We start from the raw sequence: 17,838 nt of genomic DNA, 5'->3' as shown, positions 1-17,838 counted from the left end.
GTTCAGTCGGTTGCCGGAGGATGGGGTTCGCCCGCTGCGCGGCGGTACTCGGCGTTGATGCGCTGGGCTTCCTCGAGCTGGTCCTCAAGGGCGATGATGCGGCAGGCGGCCTCGATGGGGGTGCCCTGGTCGACGAGTTCCCGGGCGCGGGCGGCGATGCGCAGCTGGTAGCGGGAGTAGCGGCGGTGGCCGCCCTCGGAGCGCAGCGGGGTGATCAGTCGGGCTTCCCCCAGGGCGCGGAGGAAGCCGGGCGCCGTACCGATCATCTCGGTGGCCCGGCCCATCGTGTAGGCGGGGTAGTCGTCGTCGTCGAGACGGCCGAGCGGATCGTCTGCTGTCATCTCACCTCTCCGTCGAACCCTCCGGTGCGCGGGCCGGCGGTCCGGCACGTTCACCGAGGGTAACGCCGCCGTCCGCGACGCCGGTACCGGCGCTCTCGACGGCTGGAGAGATGGACGAGGGGAAATCGTCCCCCGGGCGGAGGACGGACGGACAGGTGGACGGGCGGGCGGGGCTCCGGCCCCGCCGCCGGCCTTCGACCGTCAGGCCGCGGGGGGCGTGCCCAGGAGGATGGACGCGCTCTGGACCGGGGCGGCGGTGGCCGAGGGGGAGACGGTGCCGCACGTGAAGCCGAGCCGGGTCATGGCCCGCAGGACCTCGCCGACGCCGAAGTCGCGGCGGTCCTGCCGCGTGACGACCGCGCCGACCTGCTTGGCGGGGTAGTCACGGCGTCCGATGGTCACGAACGCGCCGGCCACGGGTTCGGGCCTGACGCCCTTCATCGCCTCCTGGACACCGTTCTTCGTCAGCTCGAACGGGAAACGAGCGATCACGCAGCGCATGGGACCTCACAGGGGGAAGGGAAGGGGAGCGGCCGGTGGTCGTCCACGGCGCGGGTGGTCATGGGCGGGGCGCGGTCTCGGGGGGGTCGAGTTCGCTCAGGCGCACCCGGTCGGTGTACGCGGGACCGGCGCGGAAGCCGGCGAGCTGGTCCTGGGTGACGAGGCCGGTGCGCCGGCCGTCGGCGTCAAGGATGATCAGGCGTGCGGTACGGGCTCCGTTCATGACCGCCAGGGCGACCTCGACGGTCATGTCCGCCCAGCCGTGCGGTTCGGCCGTGGCCGGGGTGGACGGCTGGGCGGGTTGTGTCTGCGCCGGTGTCACAAGCGGCTCCTTGTGGGGGATGGGGAAGGCATGGGTGTCGGCTCTGGTGCGAGGTCCTGGGACACCCGGGCGGGTGGCGTCCGCCGCGGGGCGGAGCCCGGATCCGCCCGGCGGTCGTGTCGGGCCGGAGCGGCGGCGCCGGGCGGGGGACGGAGGCCTGACGGCTCCGTCCCGGGGACGGGGACGGGGACGCCCGAGGGGGCCCTCGCACCCGTGATGCGGTGCAGTTCCGCCTCGCCGGGGCGGACCCGGGTGATCCGGGGCTGGACGCCCGCTCCGGACATGAGGCGGGCGGTGGCGCGGCGCTGGTTCGGCGTGACCAGGGTGACGACGCTCCCGGGGTTCCCGGCCCTGGCGGTGCGGCCGCTGCGGTGCAGGTAGTCCTTGGGGTCGGCGGGCGGATCGACGTTGACGACGAGGTCGAGGCCGTCGACGTGGATGCCGCGGGCGGCGACGCTCGTGGCGACGAGCACCGGCACGAGTCCGCTCCTGAACCGCGCGAGTGCGCGGGTGCGCTGTGGCTGGGACTTGCCGCCGTGCAGCGCGGCGGCGAGCACCCCCCGGGCCAGCAGGTCCCCGGTCAGCCGGTCGACGGCGTGCTTGGTGTCGAGGAACATGATCACGCGTCCCGTGCGGGCGGCGATCTCGGCGGTCGCGGCCTGTTTGTCGTCGGCGTGGACGTGCAGGACGTGGTGCTCCATCGTGGTCACGGCCCCGGCGGCGGGGTCGACGGAGTGCACGACGGGGTCCGACAGGTAGCGGCCGACGAGCCGGTCGACGCTGCGGTCCAGGGTGGCGGAGAAGAGCAGCCGCTGGCCCTCGGCGGGCACCTGGTCGAGGAGTTCGGCGATCTGGGGCGCGAAGCCCATGTCGGTCATCCGGTCCGCCTCGTCCAGGACGGTGACGAAGACCCGGTCCAGCAGGCAGTCGCCCCGGACGACGAGGTCCGTGAGGCGGCCCGGGGTGGCGACGACGATCTCGGCGCCCTTTCGGAGGGCGTAGGTCTGCCTGCTGAGGGGCGTTCCGCCGACGACCGTGGCCAGCCGTGACCCGACGGCGCGGGCGTACGGTGTGAGCGCGTCGGTCACCTGCTGCGCCAGCTCGCGGGTGGGGACGAGGACGAGGGCGAGGGGTCGCCTGGGCGCGGCCCGCGTTCCGGCCGTACGGGCCACCAGGGCGAGGCCGAAGGCCAGCGTCTTGCCGGAGCCCGTGCGGCCGCGTCCCAGGACGTCCCGGCCCGCGAGGGCGTTCGGCAGGGTCGCGCCCTGGATGGGGAACGGCACGGTGACGCCTTCGGCGGCGAGCACGGCGAGCAGCCGGTCCGGAAGGTCCAGGTCGGCGAACGCCCCGACCGGCGGCAGTGCGGGAGTGGCCGGCGAGGGGAGGGCGCCTGCATGTCGGCCGGCGTCGGAGGCTCCGTCGCCCGGGGCGGAACGACGGCCGATCGGGTGTGTGCTGTTCATGCGGGACCTTCCTCGGCGCGAGGCACATCAGGGAATTTCCGCGCCGAAGGAACGGAACGATTTTCCCGACGGCTTCGAATGGAGCATGAAAGCTGAACCGCCGGAAAGGGGCCGGAAAGGCACGATCGGCGGAACGGTGGCGCGATGCGGAGGTGACGTCCGGGCGGTCGGGCCGCGGCGGGTCCGGGAGCGGATCCGCTCGGCAGGATCCTCGTGGGGCGTACGCAGCCGAGAGAGTTCTCGTGGGGCCTATGCAGCTGGGGCCCGCACCCCGAAGGATGCGGGCCCCAGCTGCGGCGTGTGCGTCAGGATCAGACGGAGACGATGTTCTCGGCCGTCGGGCCCTTCTGGCCCTGCGCGATGTCGAAGCTGACCTTCTGGCCTTCCTGCAGCTCACGGAAGCCCTGGGAGGCGATGTTCGAGTAGTGGGCGAAGACGTCGGGGCCTCCGCCGTCCTGCTCGATGAAGCCGAAGCCCTTTTCCGCGTTGAACCACTTCACGGTACCCGTGCTCATGTCGTATCTCCTTCGAGGATCATCGGCGTCCGCACTGCGCGGAAACCATGTCGCCGCGATGATTGCCCCGCCGGAGAATCCGGAGATGAAAAAAGCACTCCCGCCGCCTTGAAGGCCGGTGAGGGCACTTGAAGTTTCGGGAACCACAACTGCAACTGAAATCGAGACTAGCACGACGTCGCCCCGAAAGGCGGTTGAATATCTCCGCTCCTTTTGCGCGGCAATAATCCTTGCCGCGCCGTCTCTCGAATTCTCATACCGCGCGGGTAGATATGGGCTCTGTCTCGCGTACCGTCCGTCACCTCCGCATGCTCCCCGGCAGGGGCGGCATGCCTGCCCCGACGACGGGACTCGCCCGCCCCTGCCGGTAGGCCTCTCCTTCGGCCGCCGGAGTGTTCTCCGGCGCCGACGCCTCCTGATGAGCGCCGCCCTCCGCGCTCTCCGCGGACATGACCGCTTCGGTGTCGTGGAGGTTGCCGGGGACGGACGCGGCGGCCATCAACCGTGCGGCGGACGCGGGTTCGGCCTCGGGCGGGACCACGAGCAGGTCGCAGCGGTGGAGGCTGTACGAGAACAGGCTCATCGTGTCGCGGTCCTGCTCGGAGAACCAGGCGACGTGCAGGTCGTGCCCGTGGACGGCGACCGTGTACGGGAGGGCGGGCCAGGGATCGGGGTTCGCCGTGATGCGTGTGATGCGCCCCCAGCGCTCCTCCAGCGCGTCCACCAGAGCCGGAAGTTCGGCGGCGAGATCGCGTGAGCGCGGCCACCAGGCTCCGTCCAGCAGGCCGGCGAGGGAGGTCTTCGGGGTCAGCACCAGGCGCACCTGGCGGGAGGGATCGGTCGTGCTGGTCATGAGGCGGGGACCTGTCCCCGGGACGCCCGTGAGCGGCCCGGCGTATCGATCGCCGGGAACGACGTCCGCGTGGAGGCGGGTGTACGGGATGCTCCCGGCCCTTCCAACGTACTCCGCGCCGGGGGCGGACGCGGGCGTCGGCCTGCCCCGTTCTGCGGGCGGCCCGGTCCCCTTCGGAGCCGGGCGGGATGCGACAGAACCCGGCCGGAGTGCTGCGCTCCGGCCGGGCCCCGGGCGTGCGGTGCGCCGGTCACAGCCCCTCGTCGTGCAAGTCCTCTTCGCGCAGCAGGTCGTCCTCGCGGGTGCGCGGGGCTTCCTTCTGCCCGGGCTGCGTGGGGGTACGGACTCCTCCCGGGTCACGCTGCCACGCACAGCGAAGGTCCGCCTGACGGCGACTGCGAAGCAAGGCACACGGATGACGCCCTCCCCCGCGTGGCGACCCCGCCGGGACGGAGCCTCCGTTCACCACCGTCCGTAGGCATTCCACACGATCCTCCAATCGGCGGAGGTCCACTCGCCGTGGGCCCCGTCGGCGGCGATGCTCGGGCCGCCGGCCCCATGCTCGGGTCGGGTGCCGCTCGTCGCACGCCGATGCGGGGAACGGAACACCCCACACGATGTTGATGCGGGCCTGCGCAAGACCGCGACCGTGTACCGCGTGCCGCCTTCGTTGACCGGGAGAGAAGGATGACCATCAAGGACATCGGGCCGGAACCTCACAGCTTCGACCTCGAGAAGGCGACGCTCGAGAACACGAACTACCGCGCGGTCGCCTGGTCCGGGAAGTACCTACAGTTGACCCTCATGTCGATCCCGGTGGGTGAGGACATCGGCTTGGAGGCGCACCCGGAGACGGACCAATTCCTTCGACTCGACGCAGGCCGGGGCCGCGTCCAGATGGGCGGCACGAAGGATCGACTCGACTTCGACCGGGAGGTCGAGGATGGCTGGGCGATCTTCGTGCCCGCCGGCACGTGGCACAACGTCACCAACATCGGTGACGAGACCCTGCAGCTCTACGCCGTATACGCGCCGGTCCACCATGCGTCGGGCAAGATCCATGCGACGGCCGCCGACGCGGAGCGCGACGAGGACTCAGGCGACGACGAGCCGCCGAGCTGGTCGGTCCAGCCTGCCCAGCAGCCATCGGACGAGCACGCCTGACCGGCGAGGGCCTATCGCGACGGCGGTCGTCGTGGGACGTGCGTCGGCCGGGGATCTCGAAGGCGCCCGTCGAGACAGGCCGCGACGATCGCCCCGACGAGGCGCGCGCCGGCCGGATTCAGGCGACGGGCCTCGGCAAGGATCTCCGTTTTCTCGTCGGTGCTGCAGCGGACGTCAACGCGCCGGGTGCGCTGGACTTTGGACGGTCGAGGCGCGGCGCGTGCTGCACCTGGCAGCCGCAGCCGTCACACTGCGGCTGGTGGATCCGCTGCCTGGGTGGTGCGGCGGTACTCGGCGTTGATGCGCTGGGCTTCCGCGAGCTGGTCTTCGAGGATGATGATGCGGCAGGCGGCTTCGATGGGGGTGCCCTGGTCGACGAGTTCCCGGGCGCGGGCGGCGATGCGCAGCTGGTAGCGGGAGTAGCGCCGGTGTCCGCCCTCGGAGCGCAGCGGGGTGATGAGGCGGGCTTCGCCGATGGCGCGGAGGAAGCCCTGGGTGGTGCCGATCATGGCGGCGGCCCGGCCCATCGTGTAGGCGGGGTAGTCGTCGTCGTCGAGACGATCGTCGAACGATTCGTGTGCTGTCATCTGCACCTCTCTCTGGAACGCGTGGAGGGGCCCTGGTGCCGTACGGCACCAGGGCCCCGAAGGAACTGCTTCACCATCTGCCGACCCTAGTACCGCGTCGGCCTTCTGTTGCCGCGGACCCGGCCTGCACTCGGCCGGGGGCGCGGGGATCGCGGTTGCTTGACCGGAGACCACCTCACTATCGATGTCCTGCGGTACCCGGGCTCACTCTTTCGCCCCGGGCGATCCTGATGGCGGTCAACTCCTCCGTTCTTCCCTCTGAACCGATCACTTGCCAAGCGGGGGACTGCGTACTGCTGGTGATGCGAACTGCACTTACTGCACTTGCTGAACTGCCACTGCGTTACTGCTCGCGGCGGCCCCTGATCACTGCGGGCCGCCCGGTCCGGTCGTCAGTTCAGTCGCCTTCCTACGACAACCCTGGCTTCGGAACTCCACCACCGGACCGTCCTGCGCACTGCGTGTACTGATGCCCGGCAGTTCGTCCCTCCGGGCCTTGCTCGATCTTGGCTACGAGAGAAACCATAGCCAGGCCGCAATCGAATGTCTACTTCAGCCGTCATAGATTTTCGCGTGTTCGAGGGGGAAGTAATCGGGCTCGAACGTGGCTCAATCAGTGCGGGCAGCCGGGAGCCGGTGCGGCCTCCGGCTGTCCCGGCGCCTCGGCGTGCCGAGCGGGCGGCTCGCATGCGCCGGGTCCGCAGGGCACGGAGGGCAATAGAATCGGCTTCCATGTCGAAGCCTGACGAGCTGCTCGTGAACGTCGCTGCCCTGGTGGAGTCCGGGCAGAGCAACCAGATGTCCCTGACCGTGGTCACCGGCGGTGCTGTGATCACCGGCCGGCTGGCTCCCGAAGCCGTGTGGCGGGAGCGGGTGTCGGAGGTGCTGGAGGATTCGGACCAGCTGGGCGAGTTCTCCGCCGCGTTCACCGCCGCGACACGCAAGGAGGGCCCACCCTCCCATCTGCACTTCCATGTGGCACGGATCCTGCAGGGAACCATGGGCATCCCGGAGACGGGTGGCATGTACCGCGTCTCGATCGAGGACGTCACCGCCTGGACCGTGGGCGACTTCAGCTACTCCGACCACTGATCCACCCCTACGACCAGAACCTGTCGGCGGGGGTGAGGCCCCGGCGGGCCGGGCGCTCACCCCTGCCGGGCGGGGTCAGGCAGCGGGCTGATGCTGCCGCAGTCTGCCCGGCCGGCGCCTTCGTAGCGCACGCGTTCCGGCATCTGCTGAACGCCATGGCGGGCTGGGGGCGGGTTCGCTCGACGCTGGTCGTACACGGTGCCGGGGGCGGGAGCTGCAGCAGGACCTCGCGCATGAGCACCTCGTGTGATGGTCGGCCGGGACCCCCATTGACTGCTGTGCACCGCCCTGAAGGGCACGTAATGGCACGCGCCGCTCAGGGCGTTCCGGGTCGTGGCCTGCAGCCCCGAACGGCCTGCAGCCCCGAACGGCTGCCTCGGAGTGCTTGGCCGCCCTGGCTGTCTAGCGGCCGAGGAACCTCTCGACCGCCCTCGCCAGGGCCTGCGGACTTTCGTCGGGGGCGAAGTGACCGGCGTCGTCGAGGACCTCGAGCTCGGCGTTCGGATACCACTGCAGCCACGTGGATCGCATGGTGTCGGGGCTCATCGCCGGGTCGCTCGCACCGGCCACCACGAGCACTGGCGTCGTGTTTCCCTTGACCAGCTCGTGGATATCGGGGCCGCGTGTCCAGGATTCGAGGTACGAGCGCAGGGCCGCCTGCGAGGAGCGTTCCGAGCCGTTCACCCTGGCGTCCAGCCACGCGTCGTCGTGCCGGCTGCCGGTGAGGGCGTCGAAGATCGTCCTGCGGTTGCCGGAATCCTCCACGGCCCCGACGAACAGCTCCCACATCTCCCCTTCGAGCGGGAACCCGGACGCGGGCACGGGCGAGATGCCGATGATCGAGCGGATCCGTGAGGGGGCGTCCAGCAACAGCTGCTGGGCCGCCTTGCCGCCCATGGAGTGACCGATGACCGAGAAGGTGTCCCAGCCGAGGTCGTCGGCCACGGCGAGGGCGTCCGCCGCGATTTCCTCCATCGTGTAAGTGCCGGGGGTGTCCATCGCCTCGCCGTACCCACGGCAGTCCACGAACGCGTAGCTGAACGCGCCTCCGTCCAGGTGCTGCCGCAGAGGGCCGAAACTCGACCTGTCGCTGAGCCAGTGGTGGAGTGCGATGACCCGCTCCGGACCGCTGCCCTGTACCTCGTACGGAATGACGTTTCCTGCACCACGGTTTGCCACGGTGTTGGGCCTCCCCTGCCGGGCCGGGCCCGGAATCCCCTCGGCCGCAGGCTTCGCCCCAACGGCGTACAGGGAAACCGGGCCGGGTCAGCCCCCTCCGAGCTCCACGTCGTACGGATCCGAACGGTTGTTCACCGTCCCTGCCGGCACGTTGGGTCACGGCCTTCCGTCATCCGCGCCACTCGAACAGGACGAGCGTCGCGTCGTCCGAGGTGGTTTCGCCGCGTGCCCGCATGAGGGTGTGGGACAGGTCCCGGGCCACCGCGCGGATCCCCTGGTCAGCCTGCTCCAGCTGGTTCACCCAGTTGATCAGCCGCTCCTCGCCGAACTGTTCTTGCCCGCTTTGGTGTTCTTCGATCAAGCCGTCGGTGAAGCCGAGGACGCGGTCGCCCGGTTCCAGTGCCACCGCGCTGACTTGGGGCTGGGCCCCTCCGAAGCCGACGGGGAGGGTCGTGGGGCTGTCCAGACGGCGTACGACGCGGTGCGCGCGGATCAGCATCGGCGCAGGATGCCCCGCGTTGACCCACTGGAGGCGTCCCGTGTCCGTGTCCAGGCGCATCATCTGCGCGGTCACGAAATGGTCCGGGTCGAACTGCTCGGCGACGGCCCGGTCCATGAAGAGGTAGATCTCGGACAGTTCGATGCTGATCCGGCGGGCGTGGCGGTACGCGCCGATGGCCACCGTGGCCATCGTGGCCGCGTCCAGGCCGTGCCCCATGGCATCGACCATGGCGAGGTGCAGGACGTCGCCGTTCAGGGCGTAGTCGAAGCTGTCCCCCGCCACGGCGTAGGCGGGCTCCAGGACTCCGGCGACCGCGACGCGCGGCATCACCATCGACAGTGGGGGCAACAGGGACCACTGGATCTCCGCGGCCACGCTCATCGGTTCGCTGCGGCGGGTGCGGAAGAAGAGGTCGGTGTAGCCGTTCTTCGTCTGCAGCAGGTCGGCCGTCAGGCCCGCGACCCTGCGCAGGAGGCGGCGGGCCTCGTCGTCGATCCCGCCCAGAGTGACCGCCAGGACCCCCACCTGGTCGCCGCCGTCCAGCAGTGGCAGGTGGACCCGTACGCCGTCGGGCGTCAGGACTTCCACGGGGCGTGACTCCAGGAAGCACCGGCCGGCTTCGGACCGGTCGATGGGCTGCGGCTCACCTGCGTCCAAGCCGCAGACGGGCAGGGGTACCAGCTGTCGCTGTCCGTAGTCCTGGAGCAGGATCTGTGGTTCGCGGCCCCCCAGCCGGGCCATCGTCTCGGCGACGAGCGGGCCGACCATATGCGGCGCCAGCTCGTGCTCCCGGTCCAGGAACACCCCGAGCAGCTCCTCCCCGAAGCTCTCCGAGCGGTCCGGGTCCCCGCGCCCTCCGACGGTCATCCGCTTGCCTCCAACCGGCCGGCGGGCCGGCATCCGGCTGCATGCGCGGCCTGGCCTCCAGGATGCTCCCCCACGACCGGGCCCGCCACACGGCTTCCGTGCCCGACGGCAATACATCAAGGCGTGCCTTTCGGATCAGGCCGGGCCCGTGGCCGTCCCTTCCTCCTCGGCCTCCATGCGCCGGATTCCCTCGTGGGTGAGGGTGACCATTGCGGGGGTGTTGCCCGGATCCCAGTCGACGGTGATCAGCCCTTCGCCCGCCAAGTAGGTGCAGGCGGCGGCCAGGTCCTGTTCCGGTACGTGCAGGTCGCGCCGCAGCTTCGCTCCGGTGATGCCGAGGAGGCGGTTGCCTTCGACGGCTTCGTACAGGACCCGGAGCACCTGTTCGCGGTAGGTCTTGCGTTCGCGCAGTGTGGCCATGACCGCGTCCTTTCGTGTGTGGGGTGCGCTCCGGGGCCCGCCGGGGCCGGGGCTTTTCAGATCTCGTCGGAGTGGGTGCCGGTGCCGACGGGGGTCCGGCTGGCGGCCAGCCACGAGCGGGCGGCGGGGCCGGCGGGTGTTGCCGTGTCCACGGTGAGGTGCAGGCGGGTGTCGCCGTGGAGGCCGGGGTAGCTGCGCTGTTCCGCTCCGGCGAAGCAGCCGCGGAGGACTTCCGCGACCGCGCGGGCGGCTTCGGGTGTGTGCGCGATGATCCGTACCTCGGCTTGCCCGAGCGACGGCAGGGTCTGGGTCTCGATGTATTTCACGTGGGCGTGTTTCCTTTCAGGGAGAGAGGCCTTTCCAGGGAGAGAGGCCGGCGGGCCGGGGCACCGTGGCGCCCCGACCGCTGCCCCCGGTCGGAGGAAGGTCTGTTCCTCACCGGTCGGCATCCGCGTGGAGGGCTCGACGACCGGTGTCGTCCGGTAGGCCGGGAGGCCTCGGCAGGGGGTCGCTGAAGTGGTAGGCCGCGATCGCGCGTCGTGCTGGGCGTTCAGCAGGTGGATCCAGCACATTCCGATGGCGATCGCGAGGATGATCACCGCGATGAGGACGACGGTCTCCATGGAGCTCACCTCCAGCCGTTTTCGCGCAGCGGGAGGGTGCTCCGGTCCATCGGGTTCCCGAAGGCGGACATGCACGCCCCGCCTTCGCCCTCCCAGGTGTCTTCCCCGCGACGGGCGTCGCGGATGCCGCGCCCGATGGCGGCTTCGTTGGCCATCAGCGCGCCCGAGGTGAGGGTGCTGCCCGGTATCGTCGCGGCGGCCATCAGGCGGGCCGCGGCTGCGGGTGCGGTCTCGGGCGGGATGACGAGGAGGTCCCAGCGGCCGACGGTGTAGGAGAGCAGGATCAGCTTGTCGGGGTCCTGTTCGGTGAACCAGCCCACGTGCAGCGTGCGCCCGTCCATGGGCACGGTGTGCGGTACGACGGGCCAGCGGGTGGGGTTCACGGTGACGCGGGTGATGCGGCCCCAGGGCTCGTCCAAGGCAGCCAGCAGCACCGGGAGCTCGGATTCGAGGTTGCGTGAGCAGGGCCACCAGGCGCCGTCCAGCTGGCCGGCGAGCGTGCTCTTCGGGGTGAGGGACAAACGAGCCGGAAGCTCTGGGGCGAGGTCCCGGGGCGCGGTCCGTTCGAGGGTCGTGGTCATGATGTGGACCTGCCCCCGGACTGCCCGTCGGCAGCCCGGCATTTAGGCGATCGCCGGAAATGACACCCGCCTGAAAGCCGGTGTGCGAAGTACTTCCGGTGCTTTCACTGTACGCCTGTTCGACGGACTGTGACCGGCCTGAGCAGGTATTTTCCGGCGGGCCGCGGAGCGGGTGGCGGGAGTACCGTGAAAGAACGGCAGGCCCGCGCACGTCGCCCGACGGCTCCGCACTGGTGCCGACCTGCGACGCAGTACGGCCGCACCCCGTAGACGGGCGGACCCACATGGCTGACTCCGACACCCCCCACACGCCCCCACTGCTCCTGCCGGATGCGATCCACCGGGCGATCAAACCGGGTACGGCACTGCTGCGCCTGGAGACCACGAGCTCCCGGCAGGGGCGCCTGGATGGCGCGTGGTGGCCGCGCAGCCGCGACATCGAGACCGAGCTGCCCGCGCTGATCAGCGTGTTGACCGGGCATCTCGGCCCGATTACCCGCGTGGGCGTGGACGCGTCCGCCTGGAACGGCCTCCCGACCCGCCTGGTCATCGACGACCAGATCGTGCACCTCGACTCCGACCCGGTCGGCGACGACACCGTCCTCATCACCCGCGGCCACAACGACCACTTCGTCCTGCTGGTGGTTCCCCCGGACACCACCGCCGACGCGGCCCGCGAAGCGATGGCCCGCGCCGTCCGCGCCGACAACATCATGCAGGCGGCTCAGATCCTCATCGCCACCACACCCGAACCCGAGGACAGCGCCGACGCGGCAGGCTGACCGCGAAATCCTCAGCGGCCGAGCCGAGAGCGCGGCGCCACCGTGGCGGCGGCCCGGTCTCCTCCGGCGTCGGGCGGGATGCCACAGAGCCCGGCCGGAGTGACTGTGGAGCGGCCGGGCTCTGGGCGTGTGGGCGGGTCGTGCGCTGGTCAGAGCCCCTCGTCGTGCAGGTCCTCTTCGCGCAGCAGGTCGTCCTCACGGCGGCGCGAGGTCTCCTTCGGGCCGGGCTTCTGTCCCTTCTCGCGGGACGCCTTGCCCGGCTGGGGCTGCGCGGGGTCTCCGGGGCGACGGTGCTCCTGCGCCTCGCGGCCCTTGCCCGACTCCTGACGCTTGTCCTGCCTACCGTCCATGACGGCAACTCCTCTTGACGAGTGGGATACGGATTCCTCTGGAATCACGCTGACACGCACAGCGACGGCCCGCATCATGTCGACGGCGAAGCGAGGCACACGGATGAGCCCCTCCCCACCGGGCAGCGTCGAAATGCCGGCCATCCCTCCAGCGCCGAGGAGGATGCGATCCGCACCCTGCCCGTCGGCCTCAGCGTGAATGGCGGCTGACCGGACGACAGCCACTCGACATCGAGTACCGGCCGGGGCCCAACCTGACGCCCTACGGGGGAACTTGTGGCACGCGAATGGCATGAGACCCGATCTACCGCGCAGGACTCGTCCATATGGCTTCTGACCTGCGTGAACACACAATGGCAAGCGCCTTGTGATGTCCTTCCCGGATCCGGCTCTGACCGCTGTTGACCGTCCTTCATCTCGCCAAGGCGGACAGCCAGCGCAACCACTGGACCGACCCCGACGTGGGCAAGGTCAACTTCGAGGAGTACGCGCTCAAGTGGGTGGACGAGCGGGGCCTGGCCGCCACCACGGACGAGCTGTACCGCCGGCTCCTGCGCCTGCACGTCCCCCCGGCTTCGGTGACCTGGACCTGGACGAGATCACCCCGCCGACCGTGCGGACCCGGCGGGCCGAGCGCCTGACCGTCACCGGTGGCACGACGCTGGCCAAGTGCTACCGGCTACTGAGGGCCGTCATGGAGACGGCGACCGACGACGAGCTGATCCGCCGCAACCCGTGCCGCATCAGGGGCGCGGCGCCGCCGGTCCTGTCTTCTCCACAGCGACCATGCCGCTCAGCGCCGCACATGACCGGCGGGCCGTCCAGGAGCCGTCATGACACAGACGCTGCGACGCGGTTCAAGCCACGAGCAGGCGGAGGCCTAGATCTGCTGCGTCGAGGTCGGCGAGGTCGCTGTTGCGCTCGGCCCACCGGCCGGAGCCGAGGTCGTCGCTGAGGCTTCGTACCGCGCGCTGCTCGGCCTGCGGCCCGACCCTCGCCCACACCGAGATCGCACGGCGCACGTGATCCTCCAGATACGCCCCCGGTCGGCGCCAGTACGCCTCGAACAGGCCGTCAGCGCAGTCCCACGGGATGGGCACCGGCTCAGCACGGGCGCCGATCGCGTCGGCCATCCCAGCAAGCGAGGGAAATTCTGCGAGGACGGCGGCGAACTCGGGCAGGTAGTCGCGGGTCAGCCAGAACCGGTCTTGCCATCCGGGCTCGTCGGTATCGAACGTGAGCACCACCACGCGGCGGGCCACCCGCCGCATCTCACGCAGCCCCGCTATCGGGTCCCCCCAGTGGTGAACGGTGGAGACGGCCATCGCGACGTCGAAGGAGTGATCCTCGAACGGCAGGCTCTCCGCGGCGGCGGCCACGCACGGCGCCGAGTCCGCAGGCCGCTGCCCCCGCATGACCGCTGATGGCTCCACCGCGGTCACGTCGCGATCAGCAGGCTCGTAGGAGCCGGTGCCGGCCCCGACGTTGAGTACCGTCTGCGCGTCCCCGAGCGCGTCCCAGATCTGCGCGGCGATCCGCGGCTCGGTACGCCGCGTCGCGGTGTAGGCGCCGCCGATCGCGTCGTACAGCCGTGCACCGAGCATCTCCAGTTGCTCCTCCGGTGTCACCTTCCGTCCCTTCGCCCGTGCCTCAAGTTCCCTGTCGATGGCCGCCACCATGGCGTCAGCGCGATCACGCCGCTCCAGCTGCAGGCCGCGCAATCGGCGCAGGTGCGCGACCGCGTCGGTGGACGGGTCGCCGACCAGTTCCGCAACCTCCCGCAGCCCGAAGCCCAGCCGCCGATAGGCCAGCACCTCGCGCAGCCGCTCCACGTCGCCCGCCGAATAGGCCCGGTATCCGGCCACGGTCCGCGCCGACGGCCGGACGAGCCCGATCTCGTCATAGTGATGCAGAGTGCGGACGCTCACGCCGGCCAGCTCGGCCACGCGTCCCACGGTCCAGTGATCCTCCACGGCGTCGACTATGCAGCCTGACGCCACGTGAGGGTCAAGAGCCCCACTCTCGGCAGCAAGAGCCGAACGCGAAGCAGCGGCCCGAGGCGACTCCTGCAAGGCGGAGCGATGGTCTGGTTCGGAGAAGCCGGAGTGTCCGTGCCGGCAGTGTGTGCCGTAGGGACGAGCACAGTTGCCCGGCTCCTCCTCCGTGGGCGCGGGGACGGTGTCGTCTGGGTGCCGGATGCTCCCTCGCCGAGGCCGGCCCGACGACGTCGCGGCCCTGGTGGCGTTCCTGGTGGGCCCCTCCGCGTCGTTCATCACTGGGCAATCCGTCCACGTCGACGGCGGCTGGCTGCTCCACTGAGACCGTCAACAAGCAAGGAGACGAACCGAAATGATCGAACGAGTCCGCGCCGTCCTCGTCACCGCCGACGACACGATGCTGGTCATCCGCCGCACCAAGCCCGACATCCCCCCGTACTGGGTGCTCCCGGGCGGCGGAGTCGAGCCCGGCGACGAGTCCCGGGAGGCCGCCCTCCACCGGGAGATCCACGAGGAGATCGCGGGGAAGGCCGACATCGTCCGACTCCTCCACACGATGGAGACCGACGACGAGCGCCAGCTCTTCTACCTCGCCCGCATCGCGACCTGGTCCTTCGAGGACCGCACCGGCCCCGAGTTCAGCGCCGAAGGCCGGGGCGAGTACGCACTGGAGGAGATCCCGCTGACCGTCGAAGGCCTCGACGGCATCGACCTCAAGCCCGAGGAAATGGCCCACGTCCTGCGGGGCGCCATCAGCGCCGGGACTCTCGCCCTGCTCAGTCACTGAACGACCCGGGTGTGCTTCCGGGGCACACCTGTTTGCTCCGGGAGGGACATGGCCGCCGCCCTGATGGCGGCGGCCATCGAGCTGTCGTCCGCTCAGCCACTTGCTCGGGTTGTGGCTGAGCCACCTCTGCAGCGGGCTGCGGTTCGGGCGTGGCAGCGGAGCCATGTCCGGGCCGGGGGCGCACGGGCCTGTTGATAGCGGGGGCTGGGGTTTGTGGCTCCGGGTGTGCCGGGCGGCGCTGGACGATCAGGCACAGGTGGACGGCTCCGGCCAGGGCGAGCGGGCCGATGGCGGAGATGACGCCGACGGTGATGTCGTCCAGCAGGAGACCCGTGTGGCCGGTCTGCTGGTTGAGGCGGACGGCGTGGAGCACGTTCGCCCAGATGCTGGTGGCGGTGGCCAGGCTCACCAGGCCGGCCACGTACAGGCGGGCTCGCAGGTGGGCGGTCCGCAGTACGAGCAGGGCGCCGATCCCGATGGCGATGAACCCGTCGATGGCGAGGGGGAAGACGTAGGTGAGCGCGGGGTGGATGTGGCTGGCGGCGGCCATCTGGCGCAGCGCGTCGTAGGAGAGCGCGAACGCGGCCAGGGCCATCAGGGCCACTCCGGTGCGGATCGCCTCGGCCAGGGATATCCGGAAGGGCTGGGCGGACGTGGTGCGGGCGGGGTTGTGCGACGGCAAGCGTGGGGCTCCTCGGGGGTGGTGGAGGCGGCTTCCAGCGGTGGTGCCCGTGGCGGGTGTGTCGCCATCGCCGCAGCCCTCGGAACACCGCCCCACGCCCTCCTCGGCGACCCGCCCGCACCCCCGCAAGAGGGCGAAGCGGGCGAAACATAGCCGACGATCCCCGGTTTCCGAAACCGGGGATTCTGCAGACTGTGGGGATCCCCGTTGCGACCCCCGTTCCGGCCCGTGCCAGAAATCTGTCCATCTCATGAGAGAAGCTCTTGCGTCGATCTTCAATAAACCCCGTTGATACCTCCTTCGGGCAGAAGGCGGTGAATTCCGACGACCGCCTGCTCACCGTTGACGAGGCCGCCGAGCGTCTCGGTACAGGAGTGCGGTTCATCCGCCGTCTGATTGCTGAACGGCGTGTTCGCTACGTCAAGCTCGGGAAGCACGTCCGTATCGCCGAGAGTGTGCTGACCGCGTTCGTCGAGGAGCGGACGGTGGAGCCGGTACGCGTGCGCCGCGCAGGCTACGGGCTGGTGGTCTGAGTGGCACGTTCCCGCAGAAGGGCTCCGCGCCGCAGCTTCGGCGCGATCCGCACCCTCCCCTCGGGTCGCTACCAAGCCCGCTACCCCGGCACGGACGGCGTCCTGCGGCCCGCCCCGCAGACGTACGAGTCCAAGCGGGAAGCGGAGCTGTTCCTCGCCCAGATCCAGGCCGACCAGGCCCGTGGCGACTGGATCGATCCGACCGCCGGCGAGGTGCTGTTTGCCGAGTACGCCCTGCGTTGGATCGAGGAGCGGGGCATCGCGGCCACCACCGACGAGCTGTACCGACGGCTCCTGCGCCTCCACCTGGAGCCGTCCTTCGGGGAGTACGTGAACACCATCAGCCCCGCCAAGGTCAGGACCTGGCGTGCCGAGCGGCTGAAGGAGACCGGCAAGACGGCGACGGCGAAGGCCTACCGGCTGCTGAAGGCGATCACGCAGACGGCGGTCGAGGACGAGCTGATCCGGCGCAACCCGTGCTCCATCCGCGGAGCCGGCCGCGAGGACGCCGACGAGCGGCCCGCGGCCACCGTCGAGCAGGTCTTCGCGCTCGCCGAGGCAATCGGTATCCGCTGGCGGCTGATGGTGCTGCTGGGAGCGTTCGCATCGATGCGGCCGGAGGAACTGGCCGAACTGCGCAGAGCAGACGTCGACCTCGACACCGGCTCGGTGCGGGTCCGGCGCGCCGCTCCGGAGCTGAACACGGGCCGCCGGGTGATCGGCGACCCCAAGTCCCGTGCGGGGAAGAGGGAGATCATGCTGCCGGGCTTCGTCCTCCTCGACCTCCGCCGGCACCTGGAGTGGTTCGCGCAGGACGGGCCGGAGGGCCTCGTCTTCGTCGGAGAGAAGGGCGCGCCCCTGCGCGGGACGAGCTTCGGGCGGAAGTGGCGCCAGGCGCGGGACGCCGTGGGCATGTCGAAGGACTTCCGCTTCTACGACCTGCGCCACACCGGGAACACCCTCACCGCCGACACCGGCGCCAAGCTGAAGGACCTCATGGTCCGCGCGGGACAGTCCTCGGAGCGAGCCCAGCTGATCTACCAGCACTCCACCAAGGAGCACCAGCGCCGACTCGCCCACGACATCGACGCCACCGTCCGCCTCCAGCGGGCGCCCGCCGCCCGTGGCCAGTACGGCCGCGTCGCGGGGGCCGGGCGCCATGTCATGCCCGCGCTCCCGCCGCAGCTTCCCGGCCGGGCAGCCCGTACGAGGTGACCCGCTTCGATCTGACGCCCCGTTAGGGGAGTTTGGGCACGCGAATGGCACGCGGCCCCAGATGGGTCTAGACAACAAACAAGCCCCAGGTCGCTGACCTGGGGCTTTGTCGTGGAGCGGATGACGGGAATCGAACCCGCGCTATAAGCTTGGGAAGCTCATGTTCTACCATTAAACTACATCCGCACAGCGGTCCAGTTTCCTGGATCCGTACCGTTGCATACTCTACCCCATGATCGACCCCCGGTGAATCCGCCGCGGGGTCGTTGTTGTGTGTGGGGTGCACCGGGGGTCGTGGGGGCGGGAGTTGGGGCGTAACGTACCGCTGCGGAGTGGCGCTGGAGTGGCGGCTGGAGCGGGTTCCGTACATCCCCTAATGTGGCGATTCGTCGCAGTCGCAGTACGGCAGGTTGGGGAAAGGGACTCGATGGAGAACACCGTCGTCCGTTGTGCCGAAGGGCATGTTTTCAGTACCGCTTCGT

The 17,838-nt window shown here is 70.3% G+C and carries 21 protein-coding genes, 1 tRNA gene and 2 pseudogenes; 8 read left to right on the top strand and 16 right to left on the bottom strand.

Going from position 1 to position 17,838, the window contains the following annotated elements; all coding sequences use genetic code 11:
• Window positions 1-2: 2 nt before the first annotated feature.
• From AB0F11_RS02845 to AB0F11_RS02820, 6 genes are all read right to left on the bottom strand, one after another.
• Complete coding sequence (locus tag AB0F11_RS02845; RefSeq protein WP_362167551.1) at window positions 3-341, bottom strand: MerR family transcriptional regulator; 339 nt, start codon at window positions 339-341, stop codon at window positions 3-5.
• A 201-nt stretch (window positions 342-542) separates the two neighbouring features.
• Window positions 543-842, bottom strand: coding sequence for an SCO5918 family protein (locus tag AB0F11_RS02840; RefSeq protein ID WP_362167549.1), 300 nt, complete (start codon window positions 840-842; stop codon window positions 543-545).
• Between the two features lie 58 nt (window positions 843-900).
• Window positions 901-1,164, bottom strand: a complete 264-nt coding sequence (locus AB0F11_RS02835; RefSeq protein WP_362167546.1) for a CBS domain-containing protein — start codon at window positions 1,162-1,164, stop codon at window positions 901-903.
• Entirely contained in the window at window positions 1,161-2,627 is a 1,467-nt protein-coding gene (locus AB0F11_RS02830; protein ID WP_362167544.1) for a DEAD/DEAH box helicase, read from the bottom strand. Before AB0F11_RS02830 ends, AB0F11_RS02835 begins: the two co-directional genes overlap by 4 nt.
• Window positions 2,628-2,938: 311 nt before the next feature.
• Window positions 2,939-3,142, bottom strand: a complete 204-nt coding sequence (locus tag AB0F11_RS02825) for a cold-shock protein (RefSeq protein ID WP_079428392.1) — start codon at window positions 3,140-3,142, stop codon at window positions 2,939-2,941.
• A 298-nt stretch (window positions 3,143-3,440) separates the two neighbouring features.
• The gene (locus AB0F11_RS02820; protein WP_362167541.1) at window positions 3,441-3,995 is read right to left on the bottom strand and encodes a DUF5994 family protein; all 555 of its coding nucleotides are present in this window, start codon (window positions 3,993-3,995) and stop codon (window positions 3,441-3,443) included.
• Window positions 3,996-4,682: 687 nt separating this feature from the next.
• On the opposite strand from AB0F11_RS02820, the gene AB0F11_RS02815 reads away from it, so the two are divergent.
• Complete coding sequence (locus AB0F11_RS02815) at window positions 4,683-5,159, top strand: cupin domain-containing protein (RefSeq protein ID WP_362167539.1); 477 nt, start codon at window positions 4,683-4,685, stop codon at window positions 5,157-5,159.
• 245 nt (window positions 5,160-5,404) lie between these two features.
• Here AB0F11_RS02815 and AB0F11_RS02810 read toward each other — a convergent pair whose 3' ends face one another.
• Window positions 5,405-5,746 carry a MerR family transcriptional regulator gene (locus AB0F11_RS02810; protein ID WP_362167537.1) on the bottom strand — a complete coding sequence of 114 codons (342 nt, stop codon included), beginning with the start codon at window positions 5,744-5,746 and terminating at the stop codon, window positions 5,405-5,407.
• Window positions 5,747-6,478: 732 nt separating this feature from the next.
• On the opposite strand from AB0F11_RS02810, the gene AB0F11_RS02805 reads away from it, so the two are divergent.
• Window positions 6,479-6,838, top strand: coding sequence for a hypothetical protein (locus tag AB0F11_RS02805; RefSeq protein ID WP_362167535.1), 360 nt, complete (start codon window positions 6,479-6,481; stop codon window positions 6,836-6,838).
• Between the two features lie 402 nt (window positions 6,839-7,240).
• Here AB0F11_RS02805 and AB0F11_RS02800 read toward each other — a convergent pair whose 3' ends face one another.
• From AB0F11_RS02800 to AB0F11_RS02780, 5 genes are all read right to left on the bottom strand, one after another.
• Window positions 7,241-8,017, bottom strand: coding sequence for an alpha/beta hydrolase (locus AB0F11_RS02800; protein ID WP_362167533.1), 777 nt, complete (start codon window positions 8,015-8,017; stop codon window positions 7,241-7,243).
• A 169-nt stretch (window positions 8,018-8,186) separates the two neighbouring features.
• Window positions 8,187-9,386: a PP2C family protein-serine/threonine phosphatase gene (locus tag AB0F11_RS02795; RefSeq protein WP_362167532.1), complete on the bottom strand. Its 1,200-nt coding sequence runs from the start codon at window positions 9,384-9,386 to the stop codon at window positions 8,187-8,189.
• 135 nt (window positions 9,387-9,521) lie between these two features.
• Complete coding sequence (locus AB0F11_RS02790; RefSeq protein ID WP_362167531.1) at window positions 9,522-9,806, bottom strand: hypothetical protein; 285 nt, start codon at window positions 9,804-9,806, stop codon at window positions 9,522-9,524.
• Window positions 9,807-9,862: 56 nt separating this feature from the next.
• A complete protein-coding gene (locus tag AB0F11_RS02785; RefSeq protein WP_362167529.1) occupies window positions 9,863-10,132 on the bottom strand; it encodes a hypothetical protein in 270 nt (89 codons plus the stop codon).
• 302 nt (window positions 10,133-10,434) lie between these two features.
• Window positions 10,435-11,010, bottom strand: coding sequence for a DUF5994 family protein (locus AB0F11_RS02780; protein ID WP_362167526.1), 576 nt, complete (start codon window positions 11,008-11,010; stop codon window positions 10,435-10,437).
• 284 nt (window positions 11,011-11,294) lie between these two features.
• On the opposite strand from AB0F11_RS02780, the gene AB0F11_RS02775 reads away from it, so the two are divergent.
• Window positions 11,295-11,792, top strand: a complete 498-nt coding sequence (locus AB0F11_RS02775) for a DUF5994 family protein (protein WP_362167523.1) — start codon at window positions 11,295-11,297, stop codon at window positions 11,790-11,792.
• Window positions 11,793-11,941: 149 nt separating this feature from the next.
• Here the strand turns inward: AB0F11_RS02775 and AB0F11_RS02770 are convergent, their stop codons facing one another.
• Window positions 11,942-12,142: a hypothetical protein gene (locus tag AB0F11_RS02770; protein WP_362167520.1), complete on the bottom strand. Its 201-nt coding sequence runs from the start codon at window positions 12,140-12,142 to the stop codon at window positions 11,942-11,944.
• A 422-nt stretch (window positions 12,143-12,564) separates the two neighbouring features.
• Here AB0F11_RS02770 and AB0F11_RS02765 point away from each other — a divergent pair.
• Window positions 12,565-12,896 (top strand): annotated as a pseudogene (locus AB0F11_RS02765) (site-specific integrase); the annotation flags it as partial.
• A 103-nt stretch (window positions 12,897-12,999) separates the two neighbouring features.
• Here AB0F11_RS02765 and AB0F11_RS02760 read toward each other — a convergent pair.
• Window positions 13,000-14,097 (bottom strand): MerR family transcriptional regulator, encoded by a 1,098-nt coding sequence (locus AB0F11_RS02760; RefSeq protein ID WP_362167787.1) that lies wholly within the window; start codon window positions 14,095-14,097, stop codon window positions 13,000-13,002.
• Window positions 14,098-14,341: 244 nt separating this feature from the next.
• Between AB0F11_RS02760 and AB0F11_RS02755 the strand changes: the two are divergent.
• Window positions 14,342-14,461: pseudogene (locus AB0F11_RS02755) on the top strand (SDR family oxidoreductase); the annotation flags it as partial.
• A 30-nt stretch (window positions 14,462-14,491) separates the two neighbouring features.
• The gene (locus AB0F11_RS02750) at window positions 14,492-14,926 is read left to right on the top strand and encodes an NUDIX domain-containing protein (protein WP_362167518.1); all 435 of its coding nucleotides are present in this window, start codon (window positions 14,492-14,494) and stop codon (window positions 14,924-14,926) included.
• Here the strand turns inward: AB0F11_RS02750 and AB0F11_RS02745 are convergent.
• A complete protein-coding gene (locus AB0F11_RS02745) occupies window positions 14,916-15,608 on the bottom strand; it encodes a DUF2637 domain-containing protein (protein ID WP_362167515.1) in 693 nt (230 codons plus the stop codon). The genes AB0F11_RS02750 and AB0F11_RS02745 overlap by 11 nt on opposite strands.
• Window positions 15,609-15,922: 314 nt before the next feature.
• Here AB0F11_RS02745 and AB0F11_RS02740 point away from each other — a divergent pair, with 314 nt between their 5' ends.
• Both AB0F11_RS02740 and AB0F11_RS02735 read left to right on the top strand, forming a co-directional pair.
• Window positions 15,923-16,141, top strand: coding sequence for an excisionase family DNA-binding protein (locus AB0F11_RS02740; protein WP_362167513.1), 219 nt, complete (start codon window positions 15,923-15,925; stop codon window positions 16,139-16,141).
• Window positions 16,142-17,356, top strand: a complete 1,215-nt coding sequence (locus tag AB0F11_RS02735; RefSeq protein ID WP_362167511.1) for a site-specific integrase — start codon at window positions 16,142-16,144, stop codon at window positions 17,354-17,356.
• 112 nt (window positions 17,357-17,468) lie between these two features.
• On the opposite strand, the gene AB0F11_RS02730 is transcribed toward AB0F11_RS02735, so the two are convergent.
• A tRNA-Gly gene (locus tag AB0F11_RS02730) sits at window positions 17,469-17,542 on the bottom strand.
• Window positions 17,543-17,838: the final 296 nt, after the last annotated feature.

The sequence above is a fragment of the Streptomyces sp. NPDC032472 genome, from assembly GCF_040636955.1.
Taxonomy (GTDB): domain Bacteria; phylum Actinomycetota; class Actinomycetes; order Streptomycetales; family Streptomycetaceae; genus Streptomyces.
Note: the sequence above shows the minus strand (reverse complement) of the source record. Positions and strands in the feature narration are given on the sequence as shown.